Here is a 20,051-nt window from a genome sequence, read left to right as displayed (position 1 = left end):
CGTTATATGCGTTAGCGTGCGCAGGGAGATTTCACTTCTTCGATGTGGGCGTTCCCGAATGCAACGCGTGGCGAGCGACGCCTGCGTCGCGATTGAAATCTCGACAGCGGCCTCAGCATCCCCTCAACACAACCGACGGTATGACAAGATGAAATCTATTAGCAAGTTCGCGCTCACTATTGCAATCTCCGCACTCGCAGGCATCGGAACGGCAAACGCAGCCGGTTGCATCAAGGGCGCGGTGGTGGGCGGTGTTGCCGGGCACTATGCGGGGCATCACGCGGTCGCAGGGGCGGTTGGCGGCTGTATCGTCGGACATCACCTGGCGAAAAAGCACGCCGAGGAACAAGCCGCGCAGAAACAGGCGGCACGCGCGGAGTAATGCTCGGGAACAATGGTGCTCGCCGCGGTGTTTAAGCCTGTCTTAATTGTTGCCTCCCATCATCGTCGCATGCACGTCCAAGGTCGCTTGTTTCGCCGCCAGCGTATCGGCGGCGTCTTTTGCCGGCGGACGTCGCGTCGGTGGCAGGACTGAGTGTCATTGAGCAAGATTGAATTCGACATGCCTGGTAAATCACGAACCCGCAAACACACCCCGCCGGCGATGTCACCATTGCTGCGTGCACTGACTTTTAGCCGGGCTGCACATGAGCCCATCACCCAAGCCATGCTCCTTCAGTGTTACACGGGCTTGGACGCCTTTCGGCGAGGTCGTGGCTCGCGCGAACTCTTCACGACGTTGGAGCGACAACTTTTGATTGCCGAGGAGCTGTGTCGGCTCGGATACCATCCAGACGACATTGCGGACGTACAAGAAGCCCACGCGGCGATGATGCATATCGACGCTGCCGAGAAGGAAACCGGCGTCTGGGTGATGGGCGACGCTGACTACGCTTGGGTATGTGTGGCGTTCAAACTCTTCGGTCGCCAGTTATCCGTGGCGTCTCTTGAGGGTATCGCCAAGGCGGAAGCGCGGATGGTCGAGGGCTTGCTCAGTGCCAAGCGAAGAATCGCCTCTGCCGAAGTCGCGACGTAACTACCCTTCGTCTGACAGCCTTGGTCTCCGCTGACCGCACGGGCGCGCGACGGTCCCGCACCCAGCGGCCTCGTCGAGGATTTCGCGCGGCGCACAACGACTTATTTGAAATGCCGCGGACTGAGTTGTTTCTGAAACCCTGAGCTTCCCAGTTGCCGCGAACTTTGTTGTGCGCCGATAGCAAATAATGGAACACAACATAGTCGGAACCAAAAACACCGGCTGAGTCCCTTACCTTCGTGCGCCCCGCCTCCACCGTGACGCAGATTGTTGGACTCGACAGCGTATCGTCGGAACGCTAAGCCGCACGGGAATCGCACAAAGTTAGCGTCAAGCCCGCCTACTGCCCCAAAGCGCGATTTTTTAATTAGCTCCACATGCGCCTGCTTGCTGCAGCGCCGCATATCAGGCCTGCGTCCAAACCGTTGCTCTCTGATGCCAAAGAGGCCGTTCACTTGGCGTCTTCTAATGGCTCTTGGCCCTTACAATCACATCATAGGACGCGAAAAATGATATGTAACAAACCATAAGGAACCCTTATTTCAACTCTGTCGGCGGAACGGAAACTCGATTGTCCTCGCAAATTCACTAGCGAACGGCCGCTGTTTCATCGAAGATCCGTCGCGATCGCCTGGATCGACGGACAGGCCTGGACCTATCTCCGAAGGACCGCTCAAGCAATGCGGACGTGAGGAACCCGTATCCCTCGTGCACGAGTTCCCGCCGTGGCGTGCAAGGCAGTTCGCGTCAAGGCCATCCCTCTGCTAAATCAGTGCCATCCGACTCGGCGAGCGGCATAACGAAGCCTACACTTAAGTTGAACCGCGCAGGTTTGCACGTGGCTGCGCCATGCGTGGGGTCCACCCATATTTCCGAATTGGCAGCCATCGAGAGCGAGGATTGCACGGTTGTTCGGCGGCGACCGAGGAATGGGTATCGCCTCCGAATATGTCTCAGGGCCAACCACCAAGGAGGCGGTTTATGAACAGTAAGTTAGCCAACCCGGCGCCGCTCGGGCTAGCTGGGTTCGCATTCACGACATGGATGCTCAGCATGGTGAACGCCGGCTGGTACAACGCGAGTGCCTTGGGGCTCGTGCTGGCGCTGGCGTTCGCTTTCGGCGGCACGGCGCAGATGATCGCGGGCGTGCTCGAATTTCCGCGTGGCAATACGCTAGGTACGGTGGCGTTCCTCAGTTACGGCGCCTTCTGGTGGTCCTTTGCGCTGTTTGTCGCGTTCCTGGGCACCAAGGTGCCTGAGTCCTTCGTCGGCTGGTATCTGTTTGTGTGGGGCGTCGTTACGTTCTACCTGTGGATCGGCTCGCTGCACACGAGTAGGTCTGTGCAACTGGTGTTCCTGTCGCTGTGGATCACTTTTCTGCTGTTGGCCATTGGCGCATGGACAGGTTCGAGCCTTGCCACGCAGGCCGGCGGCTATACAGGCTTGATTACCGCGGTACTGGCGTTCTATGCGGCGGCGGCCATGGTGATCAACGAAAGCATGGGACACACCGTGCTTCCGACGCACGACTGGGCACAAGCCCATCCGAGTCCGGCCTAGCCGCTTCGCGCCGGTCAGCCCTGCGGTGCTCCGTGGACAAGGACACGTCTGAGCATCGAGGCTTTCCGGCGCCAGATGCCTGGGCCGAGAAAGCTTGGGCCGATCGCGCCTGTTACTGGGCGATGCATCGCCGTTCGATGGAGGATCCGTCTTGCGCAGTGGGTTCTGGGCGCAACGACTGCCCGTGTCGTGCCTGCGCCCATCTATACTGAATTAGACGATCCTTTGACGTTTCGCCTTCGCTTTTTCCGGGGCCAGCTCGATGACGACCGACACCGGATTCGCATTCGGCGCAGGGATGGTATCGAGGTATGTTGCGCGAACTCTTGGGCATCGACTTCGCGCTGGAGAGGAAAAGTGTTCAAGCATCTGCTGGTGCCTACCGACGGGTCGGCACTCTCGGGTGAGGCTGCGCGCATGGCGGTCGGCGTGGCGAAAGCCTTCGACGCAAAGATCACGGGCATTCACGTCATTCCGGAGTTCCATCTGCTGACGTACGACACGGAAATGCTGGCCGACACGCCGAATGAATACGTCCGGCATGCGAGAAAACACGCCGAAAGATACCTGGCTTTCGTCGAACAAATCGCGACGGACGCCGCCGTGCTGTGCGAGACGACCTGGGTCGTGAGTGACCATCCGTATCAGGCAATCATTCACGCCGCGCAGGAGCGGCATTGCGACCTGATCGTGATGGCGTCGCACGGCCGGCGCGGCGTGCAAGGACTCCTCATTGGCAGCGAAACGCAAAAGGTGCTGACCCACAGCAACATTCCGGTGCTGGTGTATCGCAGCCAGTGAACCAACGGGGGTCTTCGGCAGCGCGTCGCCCTCATTTTGTCTGAGCCGAGCGCCATGCCGGGCACATGGCATTGCAGCGCCAGGGCACCCCGTTGCTGCCGCGGCGCGTGTGGCGCAACGAAACGTCCTATGCCTGCTGCAAAATCTCGATCGCGCGAACCGTGTCGTCCAGCGAGTCCATTGCCATGTAGCAAACGAACTGTGTGCCAATGGCGGCAGCCGAAACGCCGCGAAGGTTAATTCCCCCTGCAGCCAACTTCTGAGTCAACTCCGCAATGATGCCCGGCCGGTCGGTACCCATCACGCGCAGCGAGTGAAGACTCGCAGTGACGTTGAATCCCACCTGCGAGGCGGCACGGATTTCGCGATCGTTCTGAAGCGGCGAGAGAAACACGACCGCCTTCCCCGGTGCTTCCGGAGTTCGACGGGAGATGATGAATTGCAGATCCGCTCCGGCATCTCGCAGCGCACTTAACACTTCGGCAAGACCGCCGGGCCTGTCCTCGATGGTGGCCGCCCACACATCGACACGTTCAACGAGCAGATCCATGGCCCCCCCTCTCGGTTGATGAACCTCAGTGAAAATCTAGTTCAGGGCAGACCAGCCGACAAGCCAAACAGCGGCTTCGTGCCAATGCCACTGGCCGTCGAGGAGCGGCTCTTTGGCGGAAAATACGCTGCTTGGCATTACATTCGCCCTGGACTTTAATTCGTTATGCAGCGCACGCACCTTCGCACCTGGTGCCTCGACCCGTAAAAGTAAGACCAAAGACGCGCTGCCGCGGGTAGCACGGACACTTCGTGCCCCAGGCACCTGGGAGCAAGGAGGAACTGTCATGTCCCGAGACAAGTCATCGCGCCGCGCTTCCGCAGAACAACAAACGCTGGACGTTTCCGAGGCGCAAATCGCCGTGCATTGGCCTGAAGAGGATTATTTCCTGCCGCCCGCGTCGTTTATCGCCCAGGCCAATCTGACCGATCAGGACGTGTTCGCGCGTTTCTCTCTCGACAAATTTCCCGAGTGCTTCAAGGAGTTCGCGGACCTTCTCGACTGGTACAAGTACTGGGAGACGACGTTCGATGCGAGCGATCCCCCGTTCTGGCGCTGGTTTGTCGGTGGCACGATCAATGCGTGCTACAACTGCGTGGATCGCCATCTCACCGCGTACCGGAACAAGGCCGCGATCCATTTCGTGCCCGAGCCCGAGGACGAGACGGTCCAGCACGTCACCTACCAGGAGCTTTATGTCCGCGTGAACGAGTTCGCGGCCATGCTACGCGACTCCTGCGGCCTGAAAGCCGGTGACCGGGTCACCCTCCATATGCCTATGGTGGCGGAGCTGCCCATCACGATGCTCGCGTGCGCCCGGCTCGGGGTGATTCACTCGCAGGTATTCAGCGGCTTCAGCGGCGCGGCTTGCGCCGACCGCATCCTGGATTCCGAGAGCCGTCTGCTGATCACGATGGACGCCTACTGGCGTGGCGGCAAGCTGATCGATCATAAGGAAAAGGCCGACACCGCGTTCGCCGAAGCCGCGGAGAAGGGTCACCAAGCCGAGAAGGTTCTGATCTGGCAGCGCTATTCGGGCAAGTATTCGAGTCCGACGAAGCTGGTAGAAGGACGCGATGTCATTGTCAACGAGGCCGTCAAGGCGTTCCGCGGCAAACGTGTCGAGCCCGTGCAGATGCCGGCAGAGGCACCGCTATTCCTCATGTATTCGAGCGGCACCACCGGGCGCCCCAAGGGATGCCAGCACTCCATTGGGGGCTACCTCGCCTACGTCGCCTGGACATCGAAATACATCCAGGACATACACCCCGAGGATGTGTACTGGTGCATGGCGGACATCGGCTGGATTACCGGTCACTCCTATATCGTCTACGGCCCGCTCGCGCTCGCAGCCTCGTCGGTCGTGTACGAAGGCGTGCCGGTCTACCCGGATGCCGGGCGCCCGTGGCGAATTGCTGAAAACCTCGGCGTTAACATCTTCCACACGTCACCGACGGCAATCCGGGCGCTGCGGCGCAGCGGACCGGACGAACCCGCGAAGTACAACTATCACTTCAAGCACATGACAACCGTGGGCGAACCCATCGAGCCCGAAGTCTGGAAGTGGTATCACCGGTCTGTCGGCAAGGGTGAGGCCGTCATCGTCGACACGTGGTGGCAAACGGAAACCGGCGGGTTCCTTTGCAGCACGGTACCGGCGTTGCACAAGATGAAGCCTGGCAGTGCCGGCCCAGGGATTCCTGGCATTCATCCGGTTATTTACGACGATGACGGTAATGAACTTGCGCGCGGTTCCGGCAAGGCCGGCAACATCTGCATCCTCAATCCGTGGCCCGGCGCGTTCCAGACCATCTGGAAGGCCCCGGAACGTTACGTGAAAACGTACTATGGCCGCTACTGCAGGGATCCCAAGAGCAAGGACTGGCGCGACTGGCCCTACATGGCGGGAGACGGTGCCGTCGACGCTGCGGACGGCTACTTCCGGATTCTCGGTCGCATCGACGACGTGATAAACGTCGCCGGCCATCGGCTCGGTACCAAGGAAATCGAGTCAGCCGCCCTGCTTGTCCCCGATGTCGTCGAAGCGGCAGTCGTGCCGGTCGCCGACGAGATCAAGGGCAGAGTGCCCGAGCTGTATGTTTCGCTAAAGCCCGGGGTGGAAGCTTCGGAGGATATTGCAAAGCGGGTTGCGGACTCTGTGGTCGAGCGGATCGGATCAATCGCGAAGCCGCATCGAGTGCTCATCGTTCCGGACATGCCCAAGACCCGGTCGGGCAAGATCATGCGGCGTGTGCTCGCGTCACTTTCGAACCATCAGGATCCCGGAGACGTATCTACGCTGGCCAACCCCGAGATCGTTGACAGTCTGCGGGCGCTCGTGAAGTAGTTGGGAGTTCAGTGGGTGGGTTACGTCGGACGTCGCGCCGACAATCTTATCTAAACCGGTCGGCCCTGACGAGCGCCAGCAGTTTCGCTCGTTCACGGGCCACATCTACGGTGTTCCCGGCAGGCCAGTCGAGCACCACATCATCGTCAAGCGACTCGCGTACCAACGAAGAATAGTCCGACTTGCTCAGCATTCCTGATTTCAGGGCGTCTGCAATATCGTGCCTGAGACCGGCCGGAAAACTCGCGTACGAGGTTGACAGCGACGCATACTGGCGCGCGTCAATTTCGGCAGAAGCGTGCAGCGACGCCCAAGTCACGACGGTGACAATCGCCATCAAGGGCACGGCGGTATAACTGAGAACAAACTTGACTGGCGACATGATCTATTACCGCATGAGACGCTCGGACACAAGCCTTGCAGGCAAGGTCCGCCGCCTCATGCATGAGAACGCTCGAACAACCGGAGACGGTTCGCAACAGTCCTGCCGCCGATGCGGGGCCGGACGCCGTGCGTGACGCACGACTATACCGGACTTCTGTCGAGCCGGTCCGCGCCAGTTTGGCACACAGTAGACCAGATGCCCCGCTCGGCCCTCATCAGGCTGACGATACAAAGAAATCGTTCCGGTTCTGGCGGCAGGCCGTAGGCGACCTGATGGCACAGGCCTGCCAGCGGGAGAAAATCTCTGTTCAAGCGCCTGCTGGTGCCGACCGACGGATCTGCACTCTCCGGAACCGCCATCCAGATGTCGATGACGTCCGCCAGCGAAAACAATGCCCGCGTCCAGCGCGGTCCATGCGATGCCGAAGTATCACGTTTTCGCGGCCGTGGCGAAGGCGGCTAAGCAAGCCGCCGCCAAATGCAAAACGGCGGCGCCGCGCCGCCCCCCTATGACGGCAATCGACAGTGAGTCCAGTGCGGATATGAGCCCGAGCTGAATGGCAACCTCAACGCGCGGTGCATCGACGCGCTGGGTCGTCTCCCCCGCGGCGCCTCGACGCTCAGTCCGCTGAGCCGTCATGAAGCCCCCATACCGCAGCGACCACAAGAAAGATCACGCAAGACCCCCACTGGGTCAGCACGCTAGACCATGCCAGCGCGAGATCCGATGCCCCTTCGGTATGTCCGACCAAATACAGGAGAGTGTCTGCCGCGAGTGTCATCTGCTTTTCGACGAACCACCACTTCATCGTGAGGGCGATCGACGCCAGTCCGCTGCCGACCAGGACTGCGCCCAATAGCGGGTCGTGAAGCCCATGCGAGCGTTGCAATGCGGCGAGCCGGGCGCTTTGCGAAATGGCCGCGACGATAACCACCGCCGAGATCAGGACAAACCAGCCCGGGAAGCGAAGACTGATCGCGACCAGAAATCCGGCCAACGTGACAAGTTGTGGCCACGTCCCTCGCACCCATGCTCCCCAGACTATTTTCTGCTGATCCAATGTATGCTCCCGCAACAGTCACGGCGCGAGTGTGCCGCGTCTCGCGCGCAACGCCGTGAGAATGCCTCTTAGCAGATCGATCGGCGGCGGCGGACAGCCGGGTATCGCGACATCAACCGGAAGCAGATTCGACAGGGGCCCGCACACGGCGTAGCTGTCCTTGAAGATGCCACCCGTGTAGGCGCAGTCACCCGCGGCGACTACCAGTTTCGGATTGGGGGTGGCCTCATAGGCCCGGCGCACGGCCTCTCGCATGTTCAGTGCGAGGGGCCCGGTGATTAGCAGCATGTCAGCATGACGGGGGCTCGCGACGAATTTGATGCCGAGCCCTTCAATGTTGTAGTAGGGGTTATTAAGTGCATGGATTTCGAGTTCGCATCCGTTGCAGGAGCCCCCATCGATCTGGCGAATACAAAGCGCGCGGCCGAGCACGTCGACGATTTCCTGCTGTATCTGTCCGTGCTCGACGCGCCATGCGTCGTTGGCGACCGGGATGCGCTCGGCGGGAATGTCGGTCAGTGCGATCTGCTTGAGAAGTTGCCACATTACAAGTCATGTCCCGCGTAGTTCAGATTGAATGACTTATTGATCAACGGGAAATCGGGAACGATATTGCCGATGATCGCGTGCTCCAGCGCCGGCCAGTTTTGCCATGACGGATCGTGGCAGTGGCATCGCGCAATGGTCGCGTCCTCGCGGGTTTCGAGCGCGACAAATACGTCGCCCCGCCAGCCTTCGACCCAGCCGACGCCGCGTGCAGGCGGCCCGCCGGGCTCGACCGACGCGGCGACGTCACCTTCGGGCAGACCATGCACAAGCGCGTGCAGCAGCCGGAAGGACTCGTAGACTTCGTTGAAGCGGACCGCGACGCGTGCCGCCACGTCGCCCCGGTCATCGCTCGTGATCCTCACCAGAACTTCATGGTAAGGCGCATGAGGGTGGTCGACCCGCACGTCTATTTTCCGACCGCTCGCGCGGGCGACTGGGCCACAGACGCTGAAATGCTCGGCTACGTTCGCGCTGAGCCTGCCCGCGCCCGCAAAGCGGTCCTGCAAGCCTGACTGGTCTTCGTAGATGCGCTGCAGCACGCGAACTTCGGCTTCGATTCGCTCGCACTGATGCGCGACAGCGACCACGCGGTCCGTGTTCATATCGCGCGCGACGCCTCCCGGCACAATCTGATCCATCAGAAGTCGATGGCCGAAAGCCTTGTCGTTCAGACGCAGCCAGTCTTCCTTCAGCCGCGAAAACTGCGCGAGGCCGAACGCGAACCCGGCATCGTTGCCGAGCGCACCCAGATCCCCCAGGTGATTGGCGATGCGCTCACGCTCAAGCAACAGAGCCCGCAGCCACTGCGCACGGGGTGGAATGAACACATTCAGCGCACGCTCGACGGCCATGCAATACGCCCACGAAAAAGCGACCGTAGTGTCCCCGGCGATTCGCCCTGCCAATCGGTGCCCTTGTAGCAAAGGCGTTTCCTGAAACAACCGCTCGATGCCCCGGTGCGCATAACCGAGTCGTTCCTCGAGCCGCAGCACTTTCTCGCCGACGACCGAGAAGCGAAAGTGCCCCGGCTCGATGATGCCGGCATGGATCGGCCCGACCGCTATCTCGTGAACCCCGTCTCCAGCGACCGGTACGAACGGATAATCCGCTTCGTGCGATTCAAAGCGCCCGGCTCCGGAAGACAGTTTTTGTAGCGGATAGTAGCCGGCGGGCCAGTTGCCATGATTTAGCCACGGCCGCGTATCCCCGGCGCCCACCGCACGCAGTCCGAGCAGGTCGTAGACCGCGCGCTGCATGCGCGATGCACAGGGGAAAATCGTGGACAGGTCAGGATATCCCTCTTCATCGTCTGCACTGGCGACAGGCAATTGCACCCAAAGCAGGCCATCTTCCAACGCATATGCCGCGGACATGACGAACGTGCCCGCGGCCGCTTCCGCACCCCATAGCGAGATCAGTCGCCCACCACCTTCCCGCACCGTGCTGGCGATGCGGACCCAGGTCGCCGCGTCGATTCGTGCAAAAAAGGCTGACGCTTTGCCGGCAAACGCCGACAGCCGAGCGAGGTCAGAAAGTCCAAGCGCGTCGATCCGCATGCGTCACCCCGCAATCATCGCTGCCGCCTGCCGGTACCACGTGGCCAGGTAAGGCGGAATGTAAAGCCCCAGCATCAGACCGAAGCCTAGGTGGACGAACACCGGCAGCAGTGCTGGCGGATGCTCGAGCGCTGTCGCCGTCGTGTCACCGAACACCATGTGCTGCACACGCGCGAAGATGGTTGCGAACGCCACCGCAAGCGCGAGGAGCAGAAAGGGCGTCGCCCACGGCAGTTCGTTGATTGCCGTCGTCAGGATCAGGAACTCACTCGCGAAGACACCGAACGGTGGCATGCCGAGAATGGCCAGCGCCCCGAGCATCATGCCCCAGCCGACCGTCGGGCTGACGCGCAGCAGCCCACGAATATCGTCAATCGCCTGTGTGTGGGCTTTTTGTGCAGCATGTCCGACAGCAAAGAAGATTGCCGACTTAACGAGCGAATGAACGGTCATGTGCAGCAAACCCGCGAACGTGGCGACGGGCCCGCCGAGACCAAAGGCGAACGTCATGAGGCCCATGTGCTCGATCGACGAATACGAGAAGAGCCGCTTCACATCCTTCTGCCGGAATAGCGAAAAGGTTGCGACCAGTACCGAAACCAGCCCGAATCCAATCAGCAGGCGACCCGGCAGGCCGTTTTGCAGCGCGCCGTCGGCGAGCACCTTGCATCGCAGTACCGCATACAGCGCCACATTGAGCAGCAGCCCAGAGAGTACGGCCGAAATCGGCGTGGGCCCCTCGGCGTGTGCGTCCGGCAGCCAGTTGTGCATCGGCACGAGGCCGACCTTGGTGCCGTATCCGATCAGTAGGAACACAAACGCGAGTGACATGATGGTGGGATCAAGATGGCTCTTGATCCCACTCAGGCTACTCCAGAGCAACGCCTCGCCGCCCGCAAGTTGCCTGCTTGCGGCGAGATACAGCAGGATCGTGCCAAAGAGGGCTTGCGCAATGCCGACTCCGGCCAGGATGAAATATTTCCACGCGGCTTCGAGGCTGGCCGCCGTGCGATAGACGCTCACGAGCAGCACGGTCGCAAGCGTGGCTGCTTCCATCGCGACCCACAGGATGCCCATGTTGTTGGTGAGCAGTGCGAGAAGCATTGCAAAAATGAACAGTTGATACATGCTGTGGTAAAGCCGCATGCGCGCGGTCGTCATCTTGCCGCGGTCGCGCTCGATGCGCATGTATGGCCGTGAAAACATCGACGTGGTCCAGCCGACGAATGCGGTCAGAGCAACGAGGAACACGTTAAGCGGATCGACGAAGAACAGCTTGCCGAGCGCAAAGGCGGGCCCATGAGCCACGGTTTGCGCGGCGAGCAGCATCGCAGCGACGAAAGTCAGAAAGCTGAAACCGACGTTGAGGCCCGGTGCCACAGCCTGCTGCCCGACGAGCGCGAGACATACTCCGGCGCACAACGGAATCCCGAAAACAGGTAGCAGAACCCAGGCCTCATTCATCCTTGAGCTTTTCCAGGTGATGGATATCGAGACTGTCGAACTGCTCCCGAATCTGGAACATGAAAACGCCGAGAATCAGGATGCCGACCAGCACGTCAAGTCCGATACCAAGTTCGACGATCATGGGCATACCGTTGGTGGCGGCAGCTGCGGCGAAGAAAAGGCCGTTTTCCATCGAAAGAAAGCCGATCACCTGCGGGATCGCTTTGGCGCGCGTGATCATCATCATGAACGACAGCAGTACGCACGCGAGCGCAATGCCGAGCGTGCCGCGCGCGACGGAAGACGCAAGCTGGCTGATCGGCGTCGCGACATTGAACGCGACGATCACGAGCACGATGCCCACTAGCAGCGTCGCCGGAATGTTGAGTAGCGGCTCGACGTCCGTTTTCACGTTCAGGCGTAGCACCAGCCTGTAAAGAATCCAGGGAATCAGGCCGACCTTGAGCACCAGTGTCAGCATCGCGGAGATGGCAAGGTGCACGTCGGACGTCACAAATCCTAGGATGAGATTGGCCGACACAAGCGCGACACCCTGTAGGGTGTAGAGGTGAATCAGCGACAGGATCCGGCGCTGAGCAAGCATCGCAAACGACAGCAGCAGGAGGACCGCGGCCAGAAGGTTGATGATCTGCGTGGCGAGGCCGTGCATTTACGCCCCCAGCAGGAAGTGGACGAGCATGCCGATCACGGCAAGCAAAAAGGCTGTCGCGAGAAACTCGGGTACACGGAAAACGCGCATTTTCGCATTGGTTGTCTCCACCACGGCGAGCACGGCTCCACCCACCAGCAATTTGGTGAACAGTGCGGGTATCGCCAGGAGCAGCGCGAGCGGATTGCCGGCTTCAGCAATGCCCCATGGCACGAACAGCGACAGGCCGATACAGGAGTACGCGAACAGCTTGAGACTTGCCGCCCATTCCATCAATGCGAGATGCCGCCCGGAATACTCGAGGATCAGCGCCTCGTGGATCATCGTCAGCTCGAGATGCGTGGCCGGGTTGTCGACCGGCAGCCGGGCGTTCTCGGCGAGCGATACCATTGTGAAGGCGACCCCGGCGAACGCGAGACTCGGGTAAATGGCGAGTTCCCGATGGCTGAGCGTGGCGACGATGCGCGTGAGCAGCGTGGACTGCGTGATCAGCGACGCGGAAAACAGCACCATCAACAACGCTGGTTCGGCAAGAAAGCCCACGAGCATCTCGCGGCGAGCGCCGAGTGTGCCGAACGCCGTGCCGACATCCATCGCCGCCAGCGAGATCGCCACGCGCGCCAGCGCGAAGAGCCCCACCAGCGCAATGGCATCCGCAGCGGGCGACAGCGGCAGATCGGTCGACAAGGTCGGCACGATGGCACTCGCGAGCGTCATGCTGGCCCAAACGACGTAGGGTGCGCCGCGGAACACCGGGCTCGCATGATGGGCAACGACCGATTCCTTGTTGAACAGTTTGTGAAGCATCCGGTATGGTTGCCAGATGGCCGGCGCGCGGCGCTTCTGAAGCCAGGCGCGGCACATGTTGACCCAACCGGTCAACAATGGCGCCGCCGCCAGAGCCAGCAGGATTTCGAGGGCCTGCGAGAGCAATCCGGAGAGCGTGATCATTGTCTCACCAGCATCAGCAGGACAATCAGCACGATGAAGCTGTACATCAGATAGACGGCAATGCGGCCGGTCTGGAGCAGCGCGGCAACCGCCGCCACACGCTTGACCGTGCGTTCGATGGGCGCGTAGATCATCGCCCACGCACGATCGGTCACGGTGACGCGATACACGGGGTGTGTATCGAATGGCGACGGAAGTTGCCGTTCAATCTTGAAGAGAGGCGAAAAGATTTCTCGGATCGGCTGACCGAAGCCCTCGGCCGTGTCCTGCATCCGCGCGTTCACAAACGGATTTCCGCAGGCCCAGGGAATAGCGCGACGCAACCGCCCGTGATAGAAGCGGCGCACCAACACCCAGGCGAGCACACAGCAGCCGAGGAAGAACATCAAGAAGATCGCGGGCATGTAACTCGCGCGGTCGGTATCGGTCGGTGCGAGCAGGAGCCACCCGCTTTTCGCGACCGCTTGACCGATTCCGGCGCCGATGAGCGCCTGCGTCACGCGATCGAGCACGGCTACAAATTGCACCGGCAAGAGTCCCAGCAGTACGCAAAGGGCCGCGAGCCAGCCGAAGCCGACGCGCTCCCACGGCGTGGCGTCGCGTGCACTGGCAAGCTTTGCCTCACGGGGTTGCCCGAGAAAGATGATGCCGAAGAACTTGACCATCGTGTATCCCGCGAGTGCGGCAACTAGCGCGACCAGCGCCGCAACGATTGGCACCACCATGTTCAGGATCGGATTGGGCAACCCCGGCGTAAACAGGAAACTCTGCAGCAACAGCCATTCGGATACGAAGCCGCTCAACGGCGGCAGACCCGCGCTGGAAATCGCACCCACCAGTGCAGCCCATGCCGCCCATGGCATGAAACGGATCAGACCGCCGAGCCGCCCGAGATTGCGCTCGCCCGTGGCATGCAGGACCGACCCCGTCGTGACGAACAGGAGGCTCTTGAACACCGCGTGGCCTGCGATCTGGTAGAGCAGCGCGGTCAGCGACAGCGCGGCGAGCGACGGCATGCCATACGCCCGGAACAGGACCGTGAGGCCCATGCTGACGAACATCAGGCCGATGTTATCGATCGAGGAGTACGCGAGCAGGCGCTTCATGTCGGTCTGGATCGCGCTGAACACGACACCGAAGAGCGCGGTAAAGAGACCGAGCGCAAGCAAAACAACACCCCACCACGCGATCTGCACATGCAGCAGATCGAACACGGTGCGCAGCACGCCGTACAACCCCGCCTTCAGCACGAAGCCGCTCATCAAGGCCGACACAGGGGACGGCGCCGCCGGGTGTGCCTCAGGCAGCCACACGTGCAGCGGGAAAATCCCCGCCTTCGCGCCAAAGCCGAACAGCGCCAGCGCGAACGCCATGGATGCCCATAACGCGTCCAGATGCTGCTGGCGCATGCTGGCGAACGTGTAGTCGCCGGTACCCGCCTGCAGCAGCCCGAAGCACAGCAGCAGGGCGAGCGCCCCGACGTGTGAAATCAGGAAGTACAGATAGCCGGCGTGCCGGATTTCGGAAATGCGATGGTTGCTCATCACGAGAAACGTGGCGGACAGGGTCATCGTTTCCCACGCGACCATGAAGCAGTAGGCGTCGTCGGCCACGAGAACGAGTGCCATGCTCGCGAGACACACGTGGTACTCGAAACAGAGCAGCCCAGGCGGTGTGCCCTCGCCTTTGCGGAAATAGCCCGCGGAAAACGCGCTAACGCCCGTGCTTACCGCGCCGAGCACCGCAAGGAAATACGCGGATAGGCCATCGAGCCTCACATGGAACGGCAGCCCGGGCAGACCTAGCGGCAGGACGGTTTCGTCAGGCGCGGTAAACGCGCCGGCGAGGCCCAGCGCGCACAGCAGCAACCCGAACAGGGCGCCGAGCGGAAACAGCCCATGAGCGACCAACCGCGTGCGATGCAGACTTGTGAGCCCCACCCCCGCAACAATGAGCCACCCTGCGATCACGAAAAGGACGGTCTGAAGGATGGTGAACGGGGCCATCGCGTATCGCTCTTTCCTGTGTGCCTGTCAGCAGCCAACCATGACACCGGACCTGGACCGATTTGCGACTTGAACTGCGCATCCTTCAGGACAGATGGCGCTTGAGCGCTTCCCTACCCGTCCGTTCGATCGACAGGACTGCCCGCGTGCCGCAAATCCACACTGCATTGGATGTCTCCTCTCGAGTTCGGGACCTGGAAACCGGACCCGCATCGGGAACATACAGTTATCAGATTATGATAATGTCGTTATCATCCTATCAGCTTTGTCCGCAGGATTCCAGACAGCGGCGATCACACCGCCCCGTCATGCCGGCGTCGTCCCGCCCCTGCTCAGACCTGAGACCAGCGTGGAGTCGGGCCCGCATGCCAGCACACTTCTTTCGAACATTGACCGGAAAAGACCGGAGTACCGAGGCAAACCGACGCCTCGGGTTTTCGCTCGCGTTCGTGGCTGGCGCGGCGAACGCGGGCGGATTTCTCGCGGTGAGGCAATACACATCACACATGAGCGGTGTGGTCTCCGCGATTGCGGACCAGGCGGTACTCGGCGATTTCGCGCTCGTGCTTGCGGGCTGCGGTTCGCTGCTTTCGTTCCTGCTGGGAGCGGCCTGCTCGGCCGTACTCGTCAACTGGGGACGCCGCCGGCGGCTGAACAGCCAATATGCTTCACCGCTTCTGCTGGAGGCCGCGCTGCTCCTGTGCTTTGGGCTGCTCGGCAGTCATCTGGCGATGTGGGACACCCTGTTCGTGCCGGCGACCGTCATGCTGCTCTGTTTCATCATGGGCCTGCAGAACGCCATGATCACCAAGCTGTCTGGCGCGGAAATCCGTACGACGCACATGACGGGAATCGTGACTGACATCGGCATCGAACTCGGGAAACTCTTTTACTGGAATGCATCGAACGACGATTTGGCCTTCAAACCGGTGCTCGCCAACAGGGAGCGCCTGAAGGTCCACGCATGCATGCTCGCGAGCTTCTTCGCGGGCGGTGTGACAGGCGCGCTGGGCTTCAAGCATGTGGGCTACGCGTCGACCATTCCGCTCGCAGGCGTGCTGACGGTACTGGCGATCATTCCATTGCTCGACGATCTGCGCGAGCGCACTTGGCCCGCTCGCAAGGCGGATTGAGCCTGATTGATAAACGGAGGGGTTCGCACCTGATGCTCGTTGGCCAGCCGGCACACACGAGATAGCCTGACCGTCCGGGTGCTCGAAGCACACACATGTTATGATAATGCCATTATCATTTCAGTCTCATTCGTAACTACTGCACTTCGCTGACAGGTGCTTTCCCGCGGCAAGCCGCGAAGCAGCGCCGCGCTCAGACGAGCGAAGCGCGCCCGAAGGACCGGCAAGGAAACACTGTGATTGACCCTGGCGCTGCCCTGCTGTCTTACGACCACGCATGCCAACTCGTTCGGGATGTGAAGGGTGAACACGGAGTGATCGTGGTCGGCGTAGGCACCGCCGGGGAGCGCGGATTCCAGATGTTGTACCGGTTCTCGGGGGTCTGCGACCGCCTCGAAGCGCACGGCATCAACGTCATCTTTGTTTACCCAAAGGCATCGGCACGCCATGTTTTCGACGCGACGTCGGTACGTGGCGTTCGATATCGGGGCAAGACATGCCTGTTTCTTGACGGCGATGGCCGGCTCTTTCGCAATCCGGTTAAGCCTCGAGCGTTGCACGCAGTGTATCTAGATGCCGATATGCGGCAGGTAGGAATCCTTGAAGTGACACTGGACAGCGAAACGTGGGATGAACAGTTACGCGGTTTTTTGCTGATGTTGTCGGACGGCGCCTGCACTAGGCCGGTTCATTCGGGTCGCCTCTGATGACCGATGCGCATGGAGGGAGATGTGCGGTGGTAGATGCGCTGATTCGGGTGGCGGCCCGATGGGGACTAGATGCGGATGGGGCAGCGGAATTCGCTGTGGCAGCAGCCACGTTTTCCAGCAACGTCGTCTGTGCTGCAAATGGTCGCTATGTCAATGGCAAGGACGCCATGTCGGTCATGTCACTTCGGGCCAGGCGGGACACGCCCGTCCACACTCTTGTGACGGGTCCTGATGATCAGTGACGATTCGGATTTCTTCCGCTGCGCGCGTTCGATCGGGGATGTATTTGGCGACGCCGTCGCGCTGGCGCCAGCGGACGGCAGCCCGGACAACGTCACAGTCTTTGCATGGAAAGACGACGCCTCCTGTCCTACGCTGGACGAGCTTCTTTTGCGGGCGCACGTACTTGAGGCTGTGCACCCTTTGACCCTGCAGGAAACCGCAATACGCATTGACTACGGCAAGCGGATTAACTGGGCCGAACGCCCATTTCATGGCGGACAAGCCTGGTGATTTCGGTCCGCCAGCCCTCATCATTTCCGCGCCTCCGCTCGGGGGGCGAACTTCTACGAGGAGAATCTATGAGCGACGTGACTGACCATCAACCTGGCGCATTGAGTCATGCCGCAATCTGGGCACTCGAGCGTCTTTCGCAGCCGCGTTACGGTCGGGACACACCCGCTCTCAGTTGGTCCGTTACACAGGAGCTGAGACGCGCAGGTTTTGTTACCACCTCTGCAAACAGTCGGGGCGTCACGTCAGTCACGCAGGCTGGTCGCAATTATCTGCTTCAACGGGCGCAATCCTGAATCCCCCCGTCACGGTCGACGGCTTGCCGGTTTGGCTAGCCGTGCGGCTCCCAGCCGCAACAATGCTTTCTGATGTAACGGAAGCGGACTATTTATTATAATTTGATTAACATACTATAGATTCTCTCCCGCTATGGAAACGAAAAGTGCCCGATTGACCGTCCTGATCGACCCAGTAAAGAAAGAAGCGTTCGAGAAGCTCTGTGCAGCCCAGGACCTGACGCCTTCTCAGGTGGTACGGCAACTGATTCGGGAATACCTTGAACAGCATGGCGTAACCTGGCGCACAAAGAGCGCCCTGGGTTCGCGAGCGAAACGATAAGATTAAACGGTTCTCCCCACTTACTGGCGGTCCGGCATTTCCAAGACGGTCCGACACGGTGATATCGGCGTCGCGCCTACGGATGAACCATTCCCGTCGGTTCTAAACATACTGTAGCCAAACAATCGCACGGCCAGCTGCAGATTAAAACATATCGGGTTCATAGATGTAGGACCAACGTCCCCACCGGCTTACCCTCGGGTATCGGCTCAATGGTGACTCGATAGACGTCGCGCTTCGGGTCGAGGTCGATCGCGATGTTGCGCGAGTCGCGGGGATGCACGAGGACCACGAGCAAGGCCAAGTCGTCGTGATGGGGAATCTCCCTCGTCAATTCTGTCCTGGCTGTCGTTACCGCGCTATGGAGACGCCTGCGCGACTTGGTGTCGCGGTTTAGCCGCGACGTATTCTGAACGAAAGACTCACCTCGTCTTCGATGTGGCTAAGGGTGGGGGGTGTCAACTCGACGGAGTGCTAGGTCCGAATCTCTGCACCAATGCTGATGACAAGGCCGCCTTAGAACGGAATTTTTCTCAGCGTCCATTTCAACTCCGAGCGTCGTCGCTGTGACATATACCTCCGCTTGCGCCGCGGCGAGACAGAATGAGTGTTGTTAGGGCGTTGCTCGTTGCGTTGCTCGTTGCATTGCGCGAAACAAAGTGCCGGCCGGATGTTGGTGAATTGTTCAGGACGCTTTGAGGGGAGCTGAAGGGGGTTGACTTCGCGCAAACCGAGGATTCTCGAGACCCACGCACAGTGTTCCATTATGCTGCGACGCAATACGTACTATTGCCGTTTGCACCAACTTTACCGTTATTCCAGCGTCGGAAACGGACTGGCACCAACCTTGTTGTGTCCCATTACAAGCAAATATCGAGGGACATCAAAGTCTGCGGCTAAAAGCATTCGAAACGCCGGAGCGACCGTTGCGCCAATATTCTGAAGAAATCCACAAAGTCTGCGGCAATGCCCGTCTGTTGTAAGCTAAACCTTGATTTCAAGTCCACAAAGTTTGCTGGAGCCATAGCCGGCAAGGCCGGCGGCAACGCACCAAAAAAGGGGCAAGTCACAGTGATGCTGCGTCGCAGCAAGTAACAGACTACCAAAGCGCAGCGAGCCATCAAATTAGCTCTCAGAACAAGGACGGCGAACTTCCCTGTTGGTAACTCTACTCGGAGCTCTTCGCGCGGCCAACGAAATGGTCGGTCCGGACCTCGAGGACGAAGAAGTTTGCTCCGTTGCAGCCAGAAGCACCGCGCGGTGCGCCGGCGTCAGGCGGAACCGAGGTTGAAGTGCGCCGCGGTGCTACGACGATCACGGTGCGCGCTTATGCTCGGGAAACGCAGCAAAATCTGCAGGAACCTAAGCAAGGCGTACGAGTGTGCCCGCGGTCAGATCCTCCGCCAGGTTTCGCTCGGCCCGGCATGCGCGCTCGGCGCGCGGCGCCCGAAGGATCCGGTCGGCGTCGTGGAGCGCAATCACGCCGTCGCCATCGACGTGCGGCACTAGTCGCACCTCTCGAATTCCTTCTAGTAAATCGTGCCGCTCGGCACGCGGCTGCGGACGCAGCGGTGCCGTGCTGACGGCGGCCGATCAGAACCACGAGAACGAGGCACCAGCGGCCCGTATGGTGAAACTGGCTCCACAGCGAGAGGATTCACCGAAAGTTGCCCCCGAATTTGGCTCAAACTCACGCAAAGCTCTCTTTAAATAGACAAATTCCGCGAATCGAGTTCAATACGTGACGCCTTAGGTGGCGAAAACAAACTCTCAATCATTTCCACGCTCAATTATGTGGTCACAAGCACCCGGCTTCTCGCGGCCGAAGGGACCCTCGCGCGGAGACCCGGTTCAAAAATCCACGCTGTTGACGCGCCGTGAACAGCGGCGAAATCTGAACATGGATTCCTCCATGCTTCGCAAATGTGCACCGGAGACAATGTGTATTGCCACCCCTCACTCTTGCCCAGTGCGCTCGTCCCGCCGTCGGGACGTCCAGCTTGATGCATATCTTTTTAAGTCCAACGCCTGACATTTTGTATTTCCGGGCAACCTCCTCTATAGGTTCGGTCCATACCTCCCTATAACTTAACTCGCTCGAGTGTCACTTTCTCGCTCATCGAAGCCCCCATCGCAAGATATCCCAATAGACGGTTTAGA

At 60.4% G+C, this 20,051-nt stretch carries 19 protein-coding genes; 10 read left to right on the top strand and 9 right to left on the bottom strand.

The window, feature by feature from the left end; genetic code table 11:
- Positions 1-148 precede the first annotated feature (148 nt).
- From FAZ95_RS07955 to FAZ95_RS07940, 4 genes are all read left to right on the top strand, one after another.
- Entirely contained in the window at positions 149-382 is a 234-nt protein-coding gene (locus FAZ95_RS07955) for a hypothetical protein (RefSeq protein WP_137334470.1), read from the top strand.
- A gap of 180 nt (positions 383-562) precedes the next feature.
- Positions 563-1,036, top strand: coding sequence for a hypothetical protein (locus FAZ95_RS07950; RefSeq protein ID WP_137334469.1), 474 nt, complete (start codon positions 563-565; stop codon positions 1,034-1,036).
- 981 nt (positions 1,037-2,017) lie between these two features.
- The gene (locus FAZ95_RS07945) at positions 2,018-2,596 is read left to right on the top strand and encodes an acetate uptake transporter (RefSeq protein WP_254699845.1); all 579 of its coding nucleotides are present in this window, start codon (positions 2,018-2,020) and stop codon (positions 2,594-2,596) included.
- 357 nt (positions 2,597-2,953) lie between these two features.
- A complete protein-coding gene (locus FAZ95_RS07940; RefSeq protein WP_137331947.1) occupies positions 2,954-3,397 on the top strand; it encodes a universal stress protein in 444 nt (147 codons plus the stop codon).
- A gap of 127 nt (positions 3,398-3,524) precedes the next feature.
- Here the strand turns inward: FAZ95_RS07940 and FAZ95_RS07935 are convergent, their stop codons facing one another.
- Positions 3,525-3,947 (bottom strand): ACT domain-containing protein, encoded by a 423-nt coding sequence (locus FAZ95_RS07935; protein WP_137331946.1) that lies wholly within the window; start codon positions 3,945-3,947, stop codon positions 3,525-3,527.
- 286 nt (positions 3,948-4,233) lie between these two features.
- On the opposite strand from FAZ95_RS07935, the gene acs reads away from it, so the two are divergent.
- Entirely contained in the window at positions 4,234-6,294 is a 2,061-nt protein-coding gene (gene acs / locus FAZ95_RS07930; protein ID WP_137331945.1) for an acetate--CoA ligase, read from the top strand.
- A 46-nt stretch (positions 6,295-6,340) separates the two neighbouring features.
- Here acs and FAZ95_RS07925 read toward each other — a convergent pair whose 3' ends face one another.
- From FAZ95_RS07925 to hyfB, 8 genes are all read right to left on the bottom strand, one after another.
- A complete protein-coding gene (locus tag FAZ95_RS07925) occupies positions 6,341-6,676 on the bottom strand; it encodes a hypothetical protein (RefSeq protein ID WP_137331944.1) in 336 nt (111 codons plus the stop codon).
- Positions 6,677-7,298: 622 nt separating this feature from the next.
- The gene (locus FAZ95_RS07920; RefSeq protein ID WP_137331943.1) at positions 7,299-7,739 is read right to left on the bottom strand and encodes a hypothetical protein; all 441 of its coding nucleotides are present in this window, start codon (positions 7,737-7,739) and stop codon (positions 7,299-7,301) included.
- Positions 7,740-7,757: 18 nt separating this feature from the next.
- Positions 7,758-8,285 carry an NADH-quinone oxidoreductase subunit B family protein gene (locus tag FAZ95_RS07915; RefSeq protein WP_137331942.1) on the bottom strand — a complete coding sequence of 176 codons (528 nt, stop codon included), beginning with the start codon at positions 8,283-8,285 and terminating at the stop codon, positions 7,758-7,760.
- Positions 8,285-9,844, bottom strand: coding sequence for a hydrogenase large subunit (locus FAZ95_RS07910; protein ID WP_137331941.1), 1,560 nt, complete (start codon positions 9,842-9,844; stop codon positions 8,285-8,287). Before FAZ95_RS07910 ends, FAZ95_RS07915 begins: the two co-directional genes overlap by 1 nt.
- Positions 9,845-9,847: 3 nt before the next feature.
- A complete protein-coding gene (locus tag FAZ95_RS07905; RefSeq protein WP_137331940.1) occupies positions 9,848-11,308 on the bottom strand; it encodes a hydrogenase 4 subunit F in 1,461 nt (486 codons plus the stop codon).
- Positions 11,301-11,960, bottom strand: a complete 660-nt coding sequence (locus tag FAZ95_RS07900) for a formate hydrogenlyase (protein WP_137331939.1) — start codon at positions 11,958-11,960, stop codon at positions 11,301-11,303. The genes FAZ95_RS07905 and FAZ95_RS07900 overlap by 8 nt, the downstream gene beginning before the upstream one ends.
- Positions 11,961-12,911: a respiratory chain complex I subunit 1 family protein gene (locus FAZ95_RS07895; protein ID WP_137331938.1), complete on the bottom strand. Its 951-nt coding sequence runs from the start codon at positions 12,909-12,911 to the stop codon at positions 11,961-11,963.
- Positions 12,908-14,917: a hydrogenase 4 subunit B gene (gene hyfB, locus FAZ95_RS07890; protein WP_137331937.1), complete on the bottom strand. Its 2,010-nt coding sequence runs from the start codon at positions 14,915-14,917 to the stop codon at positions 12,908-12,910. The genes FAZ95_RS07895 and hyfB overlap by 4 nt, the downstream gene beginning before the upstream one ends.
- A gap of 365 nt (positions 14,918-15,282) precedes the next feature.
- On the opposite strand from hyfB, the gene FAZ95_RS07885 reads away from it, so the two are divergent.
- The 5 genes from FAZ95_RS07885 (at position 15,283) to FAZ95_RS07860 (ending at position 17,891) form a co-directional block, all read left to right on the top strand.
- Positions 15,283-16,050 (top strand): YoaK family protein, encoded by a 768-nt coding sequence (locus tag FAZ95_RS07885; RefSeq protein ID WP_137331936.1) that lies wholly within the window; start codon positions 15,283-15,285, stop codon positions 16,048-16,050.
- Between the two features lie 236 nt (positions 16,051-16,286).
- Positions 16,287-16,757 (top strand): hypothetical protein, encoded by a 471-nt coding sequence (locus tag FAZ95_RS07880; protein WP_137331935.1) that lies wholly within the window; start codon positions 16,287-16,289, stop codon positions 16,755-16,757.
- Positions 16,757-17,002, top strand: a complete 246-nt coding sequence (locus FAZ95_RS07875; protein ID WP_254699844.1) for an HPr family phosphocarrier protein — start codon at positions 16,757-16,759, stop codon at positions 17,000-17,002. Before FAZ95_RS07880 ends, FAZ95_RS07875 begins: the two co-directional genes overlap by 1 nt.
- The gene (locus FAZ95_RS07870; RefSeq protein ID WP_137331933.1) at positions 16,992-17,273 is read left to right on the top strand and encodes a hypothetical protein; all 282 of its coding nucleotides are present in this window, start codon (positions 16,992-16,994) and stop codon (positions 17,271-17,273) included. Before FAZ95_RS07875 ends, FAZ95_RS07870 begins: the two co-directional genes overlap by 11 nt.
- Positions 17,274-17,702: 429 nt before the next feature.
- Positions 17,703-17,891: a ribbon-helix-helix protein gene (locus FAZ95_RS07860; protein ID WP_137331931.1), complete on the top strand. Its 189-nt coding sequence runs from the start codon at positions 17,703-17,705 to the stop codon at positions 17,889-17,891.
- Positions 17,892-20,051 lie beyond the last annotated feature (2,160 nt).

Origin of the sequence: Trinickia violacea (assembly GCF_005280735.1) — a bacterium.
GTDB classification, from domain to species: Bacteria; Pseudomonadota; Gammaproteobacteria; order Burkholderiales; family Burkholderiaceae; genus Trinickia_A; species Trinickia_A violacea.
The sequence above is the reverse complement of the archived record's forward strand: the minus strand, read 5'-3'. Positions and strand labels throughout refer to the sequence as shown.

Excerpts from the sequence above, each read along its gene's own strand:
- FAZ95_RS07955 (WP_137334470.1), top strand. The coding sequence starts at position 149 with ATGAAATCTATTAGCAAGTTCGCGCTCACTATTGCAATCTCCGCACTC.
- FAZ95_RS07950 (WP_137334469.1), top strand. The coding sequence starts at position 563 with ATGCCTGGTAAATCACGAACCCGCAAACACACCCCGCCGGCGATGTCA.
- FAZ95_RS07945 (WP_254699845.1), top strand. The coding sequence starts at position 2,018 with ATGAACAGTAAGTTAGCCAACCCGGCGCCGCTCGGGCTAGCTGGGTTC.
- FAZ95_RS07935 (WP_137331946.1), bottom strand. The coding sequence starts at position 3,947 with ATGGATCTGCTCGTTGAACGTGTCGATGTGTGGGCGGCCACCATCGAG.
- acs (WP_137331945.1), top strand. The coding sequence starts at position 4,234 with ATGTCCCGAGACAAGTCATCGCGCCGCGCTTCCGCAGAACAACAAACG.
- FAZ95_RS07925 (WP_137331944.1), bottom strand. The coding sequence starts at position 6,676 with ATGTCGCCAGTCAAGTTTGTTCTCAGTTATACCGCCGTGCCCTTGATG.
- FAZ95_RS07915 (WP_137331942.1), bottom strand. The coding sequence starts at position 8,285 with ATGTGGCAACTTCTCAAGCAGATCGCACTGACCGACATTCCCGCCGAG.
- FAZ95_RS07910 (WP_137331941.1), bottom strand. The coding sequence starts at position 9,844 with ATGCGGATCGACGCGCTTGGACTTTCTGACCTCGCTCGGCTGTCGGCG.
- FAZ95_RS07905 (WP_137331940.1), bottom strand. The coding sequence starts at position 11,308 with ATGAATGAGGCCTGGGTTCTGCTACCTGTTTTCGGGATTCCGTTGTGC.
- FAZ95_RS07900 (WP_137331939.1), bottom strand. The coding sequence starts at position 11,960 with ATGCACGGCCTCGCCACGCAGATCATCAACCTTCTGGCCGCGGTCCTC.
- FAZ95_RS07895 (WP_137331938.1), bottom strand. The coding sequence starts at position 12,911 with ATGATCACGCTCTCCGGATTGCTCTCGCAGGCCCTCGAAATCCTGCTG.
- hyfB (WP_137331937.1), bottom strand. The coding sequence starts at position 14,917 with ATGGCCCCGTTCACCATCCTTCAGACCGTCCTTTTCGTGATCGCAGGG.
- FAZ95_RS07885 (WP_137331936.1), top strand. The coding sequence starts at position 15,283 with ATGCCAGCACACTTCTTTCGAACATTGACCGGAAAAGACCGGAGTACC.
- FAZ95_RS07875 (WP_254699844.1), top strand. The coding sequence starts at position 16,757 with ATGACCGATGCGCATGGAGGGAGATGTGCGGTGGTAGATGCGCTGATT.
- FAZ95_RS07870 (WP_137331933.1), top strand. The coding sequence starts at position 16,992 with ATGATCAGTGACGATTCGGATTTCTTCCGCTGCGCGCGTTCGATCGGG.
- FAZ95_RS07860 (WP_137331931.1), top strand. The coding sequence starts at position 17,703 with ATGGAAACGAAAAGTGCCCGATTGACCGTCCTGATCGACCCAGTAAAG.